At 60.1% G+C, this 8,969-nt stretch carries 8 protein-coding genes; 5 read left to right on the plus strand and 3 right to left on the minus strand.

Going from position 1 to position 8,969, the window contains the following annotated elements; translation table 11 throughout:
• The first annotated feature begins 227 nt into the window (after positions 1-227).
• Positions 228-884, plus strand: a complete 657-nt coding sequence (gene fhuF, locus BM059_RS05445; RefSeq protein ID WP_074937264.1) for a siderophore-iron reductase FhuF — start codon at positions 228-230, stop codon at positions 882-884.
• Between the two features lie 125 nt (positions 885-1,009).
• Here the strand turns inward: fhuF and BM059_RS05450 are convergent, their stop codons facing one another.
• Complete coding sequence (locus BM059_RS05450) at positions 1,010-1,783, minus strand: thioesterase II family protein (protein ID WP_074937267.1); 774 nt, start codon at positions 1,781-1,783, stop codon at positions 1,010-1,012.
• A 3-nt stretch (positions 1,784-1,786) separates the two neighbouring features.
• On the minus strand, positions 1,787-3,433 hold the full coding sequence (locus BM059_RS05455; RefSeq protein WP_074937269.1) for a cyclic peptide export ABC transporter: 1,647 nt from the start codon (positions 3,431-3,433) through the stop codon (positions 1,787-1,789).
• Between the two features lie 202 nt (positions 3,434-3,635).
• Between BM059_RS05455 and BM059_RS05460 the strand changes: the two genes are divergently transcribed.
• Positions 3,636-5,723 carry a TonB-dependent receptor gene (locus tag BM059_RS05460; protein WP_074937272.1) on the plus strand — a complete coding sequence of 696 codons (2,088 nt, stop codon included), beginning with the start codon at positions 3,636-3,638 and terminating at the stop codon, positions 5,721-5,723.
• A gap of 451 nt (positions 5,724-6,174) precedes the next feature.
• Here BM059_RS05460 and BM059_RS05465 read toward each other — a convergent pair whose 3' ends face one another.
• Positions 6,175-6,711, minus strand: coding sequence for an RNA polymerase factor sigma-70 (locus tag BM059_RS05465; protein WP_074937275.1), 537 nt, complete (start codon positions 6,709-6,711; stop codon positions 6,175-6,177).
• A gap of 317 nt (positions 6,712-7,028) precedes the next feature.
• On the opposite strand from BM059_RS05465, the gene BM059_RS05470 reads away from it, so the two are divergent.
• From BM059_RS05470 to BM059_RS05480, 3 genes are read left to right on the plus strand one after another with little or no spacing between them, the layout of a single operon-like run.
• Positions 7,029-7,247, plus strand: coding sequence for an MbtH family protein (locus BM059_RS05470; protein ID WP_074937277.1), 219 nt, complete (start codon positions 7,029-7,031; stop codon positions 7,245-7,247).
• A gap of 2 nt (positions 7,248-7,249) precedes the next feature.
• Positions 7,250-7,981 carry a thioesterase II family protein gene (locus BM059_RS05475; protein ID WP_074937435.1) on the plus strand — a complete coding sequence of 244 codons (732 nt, stop codon included), beginning with the start codon at positions 7,250-7,252 and terminating at the stop codon, positions 7,979-7,981.
• A 12-nt stretch (positions 7,982-7,993) separates the two neighbouring features.
• Positions 7,994-8,965, plus strand: a complete 972-nt coding sequence (locus tag BM059_RS05480; RefSeq protein WP_074937280.1) for a TauD/TfdA family dioxygenase — start codon at positions 7,994-7,996, stop codon at positions 8,963-8,965.
• Positions 8,966-8,969 lie beyond the last annotated feature (4 nt).

The raw sequence follows: 8,969 nt of genomic DNA on the forward strand, positions 1-8,969 counted from the left end.
CTCAAGTTGCCCAGCATAAAACGCGTTGAGTTTATAGAGGGGCAGCTTTACCATCAACGCTAATCGTTCTCATCATTTTTGACCCACTGTGGCGGAGGCCAGCCATCGAACTACCGGACTGGTTGTGCCAAGCATGGCCACCCATCCAGCGTGTGATACAGGTCGAACGCCAGGGGCTGGCGTCGGTGGCGCTGCCTGAGTTGGCAGAGATAAGCGTGTTGTATCCCATGCTCGAACGCTTCGCCGAGCTCTATCCCGGTATCAAGCGCCCTCCAGTCGCCTCTCAATGGTCGATGAACTACCTCAGTGTCATGTTGCCGGCCATGCTGGCGGCCGTGTTGACGCGCGAGCGAGGTATCGCCTTCTGGGAGCAGGAGGTCGCGTTGTTGCATGACGCTGGTCAGCCGCGAGCGCTGTGGCTGCCGACGCTACCGGCTTCGCTTGCTGCCCAGCAGCGAGATGATTACTGGGCGCGCCTGCTGCATGAACACCTGGAACCGCTGTTCGCTGGCATTGCAGCTTGGGGGGGATTGGCGCCGAAGGTACTTTGGGGCAACTTTGCCGCCATCTGGGATGGCGCCTTCGCTCGCCTTGACACCAACCTGGAACGTGAAGGCTTCGCCGAGGCTCATCGCTGGCTGGAGCGGGCCGTGGTCGCTGACGGGCGGATCAAACCGAGAAGCCTGCAGTGGATGGTGGATTCGCCGGCGCCAGAGGTATGCGCACGCATTCCCCTGCGTCGTCATTGCTGCCTGCATTACCAGTTGCATGCCCCAGTGGTCGACAAGCCACAGGTGCTGTGCGAGTCCTGCCCGAAGTTGCATCGCTTGCCGCAGGCGGAGCAGGCGAACTATCTGCGCTACATCTACGGCGCAGAGGGCTAGTTCGCTCGCGTTATCCAGGCGCTTAGCCCGAGGCAATCCGGGCGGATTGCCTAGCGGAAGGCAATTTCCCTGATTTCATTCGGACTACTGCGCCATCTCGGCGACGCCTCGATTTGCCGATGTCATTACAGCGCCTCGTCCAGCTTCCGCTTCACCAATTCCAACACCTGTTCTGGCTGCTCGAAGACGAAGAAATGGCCGCCCTCGAAGCGATGCAGTGCGCAGCCTGCACGGTTTTCCGCCTGCCAGTCGTGCAGCGTTTCTTGGCCTACATGGGCGTCGTCTTGTCCGGCCAGCACGCTCATTGGTACGTCCAGGCGCGGGCGCGGCTGGTAGCGATAATGGCGCAGCAGGGCGAAGTCGGCGCGAATGGCCGGTAGCAGCAGGGCCATCAGTTCCTGGTTCGCCAGCACCTCGGGAGGTGTGCCGGCGTAGCCGCGCAGTTTGATCAGCAGTTCACCATCGCTCAGCAGATCGTAGCGCGGCGCACCAACGCGGTGACGCGGTGCGCCGCTGGCCGAGACGAATAGATGGCGTGGCGGCGCCAGTCCACGCCTGACGCAGTGATGCGCCAGTTCGAAGGCGACCAGAGCGCCGAGGCTGTGGCCGAAGAAGGCGTAGGGGAGGTCGTCATACCCGGCGATGACCTCGCCCAGGCGTTCGATCAGTGTGGCGAAGTCATGCACGGGCGGCTCGCCGAAGCGCGCGCCACGTCCTGGTAACTGGATGGCACAGAGCTGGACGTGCGGCGCCAGTTGCGTAAACCAGGGCATGAAACTGCCGGCACTGCCGCCGGCGAACGGGAAGCAGAACAGGCGTAGGCGAGCAGCGGGCAGCGGGCGGGTGTGGATCCACGGCGAGAGTGAGGCGGGCTGGCTGGATAACACTTCGGAATGCATGGCTCAGCATTCCTCGGTTGAAAGCTGCCGCGAGCGGCTGGGGCTGGCTTCGGACACGCTGCCCTGATCCACCTTGATCAGCCGGTCTGCAAGCGAGAAGTAGGCATCGTCGTGGGAAATCACGATCACCAGTTTGCCGCGTTGGCGCAGGTCAGGAAGGATCTTGGTATAGAAGAAGCGCTTGAACACTGGGTCCTGATCCGCCGCCCACTCGTCGAACAGGTAGCAGGGGCGGTCATCGAGGTAGGCGGCGAGCAGGGCCAGGCGCTTGCGCTGACCGGTGGACAGATCCAGTGTGGACAGGCGCCCGCCGTCGATATTGACCTTGTGTGCCAGTTGCAGGTGCGCCAGGTAGTCACGGGCTTGCTGCATCAGTTGCGGGTCGTCGCCGTCAAGCAGATGCTCGAACAGACAGAAGTCGGTGAAGATCGCCGAGAAATGTTGGCGGTAGAGATGATTCTGGGTGCTTGAGGATACCTGGCCGTCGAGCAGCAGGTCACCGCCCTCGGGCTGGTACAACCCGGTCAGCAGCAAGGCCAGGGTGGTCTTGCCGCTGCCGTTGCCGCCAGTGATGAAAACCACCTCGCCGGCGCGCAGTTCGAGGTCGAACGGGCCAAGGGTGAAGCGGCCGTCCTCGCCTTCACGGTAGTAGGTATGGCGCACCTCGTGGCAGCTCAGCGAGCCCACGCTACGTGCAGGCACCAGGCCGTCGCCTGGTGTGCCGGCTACCTCCAACTGCCCTTCGAGGGCGCGGATCTTGCGCAGTGAGACGCTGGCCCGGCCCAGGGTGGGCAGGGCGTTCATCAGTTCCGATAGTGGCGTGATCATGTACAGCAGGCTGAGGATATAGCCGGTCACCAACGTGGCACTCAAATCGATGAACTGTGGCGCGAGGAACAGTACCGTACCGATCAGCAGATAGAAGATGCCATTGCCCCAGTTGAGCACCAGAGCGTAGATGCTCATGCCGCGCACGAAGTCGCGGCGGTACTGCTGGCTGATGGGGTAGAGCAGGCGCTCGAAGAATTGCACGCGACGTGAGTGGTTGAGCTGGAGCTCCTTGCTGCCGTCGGTGAGCAGGCGGTACTGGTCAAACAACTGATCTTTCAGTTCACGCGCCTTGCCGATGGAGGTCAGGGCCTTGCGCTGTGGCCAATGAAAGCTAGCAGCACCGAGCAGGATCAGGGCGACGGTGAGCCCCAGCAGCGGCAGGCTGAGCCAGCCCAGGTAGCCCAGGCAGGCCAGCACGATGCCGCTGTTGACCAGCAGGATCGGAACCAGTTCGACGGCTTGGCTGATGGTCTGCGTATCGTCGGTGAGCATCGCCAGCAGGCGGTGCTTGCCCAGGCGTTGCAAGCGCGGATAGGGCGTATCGATCAGCTTGCCGCTCAGGTGCAGACGCATGTCGCTGACCGCCGTTTGCCCCAGCCGCAGCAGGCTGACATCGGAGACGATACGCGCGGTCACTACCAGTGCCACCAAGCCGGCGAACAGCAACCCATCGGCTGGTCGTAGCTGGCTGAAACCGGCCAGGGAGTGGTTGATGTTGGCGATCAGACCGGCCGCCGCCAGACCACAGGCCAGACCGGTGGCGGTGGCGATCAGCAGGGTACGCCAGGAGCGGCGTGCCAGTAGCAGTAACAGATCCATTTCCGTTGATCATCCAGATCGTTGAGAGAGGCTGGGCAGAATGCTGTGTTTGACTATAAAAGCAAATCATTCTTGTAAAGAATGCAAATTATGTTGAAATGATAGCGATTTGTATTCCGTCGCTTTGTCGGGATAGGGGGAGGTTGGAGCATGTCGTTGCGGCCTTCAGGTACCAAATAAGACCCATGAGAACTACGGCTCGATGATCATATTCAAGAAGAACACGTTGGCGCTGGCTGTAGCGTCCGGTCTGATGGCTGCGACTCCGCTGCTGGCAGCCGAAGAGGCCAAGAAAGAGGAAACCCTGCAGCTCAAGGAAGTGGTCATCACAGGGGAGAAGATTCAACGCAGCCAGGACAAAACGCTGTCCAGCGTTGCGGTGGTGACCAGTGAAGACATGCGCATCCATGGCGATCAGGATCTTCAGGGCGTGCTGGATCGCACCCCGGGCGTTTACGCTCAATCGGGTAACGAGAACTGGGGGATTCGCGGTATTCCGGTGAGTGGATTCGATGACCAGGGGCCGGCTGCGATGAACGGTGCCGTGTCCGTCTATGTCGACGATGCACTGCAGGTCAATCGTTTGCTCACTCACAATCCGATGCAGCTCTGGGACATGGAGCAGGTGGAGATTTACCGTGGTGCCCAATCGACCACCCAGGGACGTAACTCTCTGGCAGGTGCCATCATCATGAAGAGCAAGGATCCGACGTTCGATCCAGAGTTCTCGGTGAGAAGCAACGCAGGCAAGTATGGTGAACGTGGGACGTCGGCCATGGCCAACGGCTCTTTGGTCGATGGCATCATCGCCGGGCGCTTGGCTGTCGATTACCAGACGTCTGACGGCTATATCGAGAACGAATTCCTGGACATGGACGCCAACCAGCTGCGCTCGTCCAATATTCGAGGCAAGTTCCTCATTCTGCCGTCCGACGATATGGACGTGCTGCTGACCTTCAGCCGCACCAAGCAGCGCAGTGGCCTCAATGCGACGGCCGCATCTAACGGCAAGCCCGATTACTACAGCATTTACGAAAACACCGAGACCTACAACACACTGAACCAGAACACCGCTACCGCCAAAGTCGATTATCGTCTGGACGACTTCTGGACTCTGACCAGCGTCACCTCTGGCACCTGGTCCAAGTACGACTCCATTCTCGATTTTGACCGCACGACTGCTGTCAACCCCACCCAGACCGCTCCCCGTCACCATGAGCAGTCCCTGGGTAGTCAGGAGTTTCGCCTGGGTTACGCCTCGGATCGTGTAGATGGCGTAATCGGCGTATATCTAGGGCGCTCCAAAGGCGAGATCGACGATCAATTGGTCAACAACGGAACGGTGTTGCTGAACCAGAAAGGTGAGATCAAGATCAGGAGCCAGGCCTTGTTCGGTGAGCTTAATTGGGAGTTCGTGGACGACTGGAAACTGATCACCGGGCTGCGTTGGGATCATGAAAAGAACAACACCAAGATCAACTATCCGATCCGGGTGGTCTCCGTTACAGACCCTGTCGTAGACGAAGACATCAGTTCTAGCGTGCTGCTGCCGAAGATTGGCATCAGCCATGATCTCACCGAGAACCAGGTACTCGGTCTGACCTGGCAGCGTGGCTATCGCAGCGGTGGTGTGAACATTCGCAGTCGCGCCCGCCACGATAGCTACGATCCTGAGTTCACCAGCACCTATGAGCTGGCCTGGCGTGGCAACTGGCTGGACCGCCGCCTGCGTACCACGGCCAACCTTTACCACACCACGTGGAAGGACCAGCAGGTGTCGTTCCGCAATATTGCCGATGGCACCACTCAGGTAGCCAACGCTGCCGAGAGCCGTATGGTGGGCCTGGAGTTCTCCGCTGAGTATCTGGTGACATCGCAGCTGCTGGTCAATGCTGGTTTCGCCTACAACGACACCAAGTACAAGTCCTTCGTCCGCGATGGTGTGGATCTCAGTGGCTACGAGTTCGTCTATGCGCCAAAGCAGATGGCTAACCTGGGAGCCAACTACACCTTTAATAACGGCCTGATGATAGGTGGCAATGTCGTTTACCAGGGGCGGAGCATTTCCAACTTCGATGCCAACAACGCACGTGAAATCACCAAGGTACGTCGCAACGACAGCGTCACCCTGGTGAACCTGAACGCTGAACTGCCTATCGGCAACCTGACCCTCAGCGGTTATGTGCACAATCTTTTCGATGAGGAATACATCACCAACAACCAGAGCGACGACCTACTCGATGTTGGTGCGCCAATGACCTTGGGCGTGGCTGCGCGCTACGACTTCTAAGGACGGCTCTCGTCCCGGGAAAGGGCGGCGGTATTGATGCCGCCGCCCGCAACTCACTCCAAGTTCGTTGTTTTGTCCTGTCAGGCGCGCGAGCGATTCACTCATGGGGGTACGCCCTCAGGCTACTGGTATGGGGTGTAGCCAAGGAGCGACGCTGGAGCGCCGTCTTCGATCCGTGTCCTTTCGTCACACCGCAGCAGTGAAGACTGAGCTGGGGGAGTGGATGGCGGTTTCTGCCGAGCCCTGCATGGCGGTATCACTAGCAATTGCGAACAGGCCGGCAAGTCAGTGGGATCGACTGGAAGTTGGAGGCTTTCGGCGTCAGGGCATGTTGTAAATAGTGAAACGCTCAAGGCCCATTATCACGGGTCTTGGAGGCTCAGCAGGGGCCATCTCTCCGGCCTTTTGCACCAGTGCCCAATGGACGCGTTGTTTATCTTCCCTGCTCGATTCAGCGCGCCTTGCTCTCCATGCGTTTTAGCGATTGCCGACAGTGCAGCAATGCGTCGCGCACCATGAAATTCACCAGCGTGGGTGATACCCCTAGCTCCTTGGCGATGTCGTTCTGCGTGCGCCCGTGCAGTTTGTACATCTCGAAGGCGTAGCGAGTGCGTTCGGGCATTTGCGCCAAAGCCGAGGAGAGCATTTCCAAGGTCTCTCGACTCTCGTGGCTGGTCTCTGGTGAGGCGCCAGGGGCCGCGATATACAGGCCTTCTTCCTCGCTGCCGGAATAACGTTTTTCCAGCGCTTGGCGGCGATAGAGGTCAATCGCCAGGTTGCGCACCACGCGCAGCAAGTAACTGCTTTGTGACTGTATGCTAGGCGCCATGCTCGCGGTGCTGAGCTTGATGTAAGCGTCGTGCACCACGTCTTCGGCGTGACTACGGCAGCCGAGGATACGCGCTGCCGCGTTGATGAAGGTGTGCCTGCGGGTGACGAACAGGTCGTGCAGGGTTAGATGCTGCTGAGTGGGAAGCGTCTTGGGCATGAGATGTTTCCTATGCGGCCAGAGCGTGAGGGGCGTCCACATGGGGTAGATCTGGCGCGAATCCAATGCTCGGGTCTTCAGCCCTGCCTGGCGGTTCCTGCGCCGGTATCGAGGCGGCCAAATCTAATGTAGTTGATAATTATTATCAACTGTCGCGCTGCCTCTGACTCATTCCATGATCAAAGCGTTCAGTCGGATGAGAATATTCTCTCAATTGGGATTTATGATAATTAATCTCATAGGTTAATCCTAATTATTAGCTCTTCTCCTTCGTCTTCATCGGAAAGGCGCCCAACCCGGGCGAGAAGGAGATAGAAATGGCATTTGATCGCGACGACGCGACATTCAAGGTTCTCGTCAATCACGAGCTGCAGTATTCCCTGTGGCCTGCCGACAAGGCTGTGCCCGCCGGCTGGCGTGAGACGGAGCAGCGGGGCAGCAAGGCAGATTGTCTGGCCTACGTTGAGCGGGAGTGGGTCGACATGCGCCCGCTTAGCTTGCGTCAGGCGATGAGCGGCCAGGCTGCGGAGCAGTGATGATGCCCGGCCGCCTGCACCTGTACTGCCTGCCATATTCCGGTGCCAGCGCGATGGCTTATGCGCGTTGGCGTCGTTCACTGCCGGCTTGGGTCGAGGTGTTGCCGCTGGAGTTGCCTGGGCGTGGTCGGCGCTTCAATGAACCCTTGCAGACCGATATGCAGGCGCTGGCCAATCAGCTCGCGGCTGAGCTGAGTGAGTCGCTCAGGCAGCCTTACGCGCTGTTTGGCCACAGTCTCGGTGGCTTGCTGGCTTTCGAGTTGGCCCATGCACTGCGCCAGCTCGGCATGCCAGCTCCGCAGGCTCTGTTTGCCTCGGCAGCCCCGGCGCCGTCGCGCCGCGAGACCCATCTCGAACTGGCACAAGAGCTGAGCGATGAGCAGTTGCTGCAGCGTCTTCGATCCCTGGGGGGAACCCCTGCAGCCGTATTTGACGATGCGGAAATGCTCAGTCTGACCCTGCCGGTGCTGCGCGCCGATTTTCTCCTCTGTGGCCGTTATCGCTACTACCGGCGTGCGCTGCTTGGTTGCCCGATCCATGTGCTGGGTGGCAAGGCGGATCGGGTGTCGGTGGATGCGCTGGCAGCCTGGCAGGACGAAACCGCCGAGGACTTCTCGCTGGAGATGTTCGAGGGCGACCACTTTTTCATCAACGCCTGCGAACAGCAGTTGCTCGAGCACTTGCTCGGCAAGCTGCGTGACGGTGGGCGCGATCTCCGGGCCACCGAGGCCTGAGAGGAGCATGCGATGACTTTCTTCTCCATCAAGCCTTTGCCTGAGTCGCGTGGCGGTTTACCGCTGTTGGTGCAGGCTGAGGGTGGCGTCGACCTGCTGGCGAGCCAGCAGGGGCTGTGCGAGCTGATCGATCAACACCTCGAGCGCTGCGGTGGGGTGTTGTTGCGCGGTTTCGACGTGGGTGAAGCCGAGCGCTTTCGTGCGTTCGCCGCCGCATTCGGCGACCCATTGTTGAGCTACGAATTCGGTTCCACGCCACGCAGTAACGTGACCGCTGGCGTCTACACCTCCACCGAGTATCCGCCGCACCAGCATATTCCGCTGCACAACGAGCAGGCTTATACCCGCGAGTGGCCGATGCGTATCTGGTTCTACTGCGTGCAGGCTGCACAGAGTGGCGGGGAGACGCCGATTGCCGATAGCCGGGTGATCTACCGCCAGGTCGGTGAGGCTATCCGTCGTCGCTTCAGCGAGCGTGGGCTGATGTATGTGCGCAACTACGGCAATGGTCTGGACGTCGCCTGGGAGCAGGTGTTCAACAGCAGCGACCGTGCGGTGGTCGAGGCCTACTGCCGGGCTCACCAGATCGATTGCGAGTGGAAGGACGACGGCGAACTGCGCACGCGTCAGCGCTGTCAGGCCGTGGCCCGCCATCCACGCACCGGCGACTGGGTGTGGTTCAACCAGGCGCATCTGTTCCACGTCTCCAATCTGCCCCCCGAGGTGCGCGAAAGCCTGCTGGAAATCGTCGATGAGGAAGATCTGCCACGCAATGTCTATTACGGCGATGGCAGCCCGATCGAGGAGTCCCTGCTCGATGACATCCGCGGCGTGTTGGCTGAAGCCACGGTCAGCTTTCCCTGGTGCAGCGGCGATGTGCTGATGCTCGACAACATGTTGACCGCCCATGCGCGCGCGCCTTTCAGCGGCGCACGCAAGGTCATCGTGGCCATGGCGCAAGGCCATGGCCTGGACCTGCTCTGAGCGC

Source organism: Ectopseudomonas composti (assembly GCF_900115475.1).
GTDB classification, from domain to species: Bacteria; Pseudomonadota; Gammaproteobacteria; order Pseudomonadales; family Pseudomonadaceae; genus Aquipseudomonas; species Aquipseudomonas composti.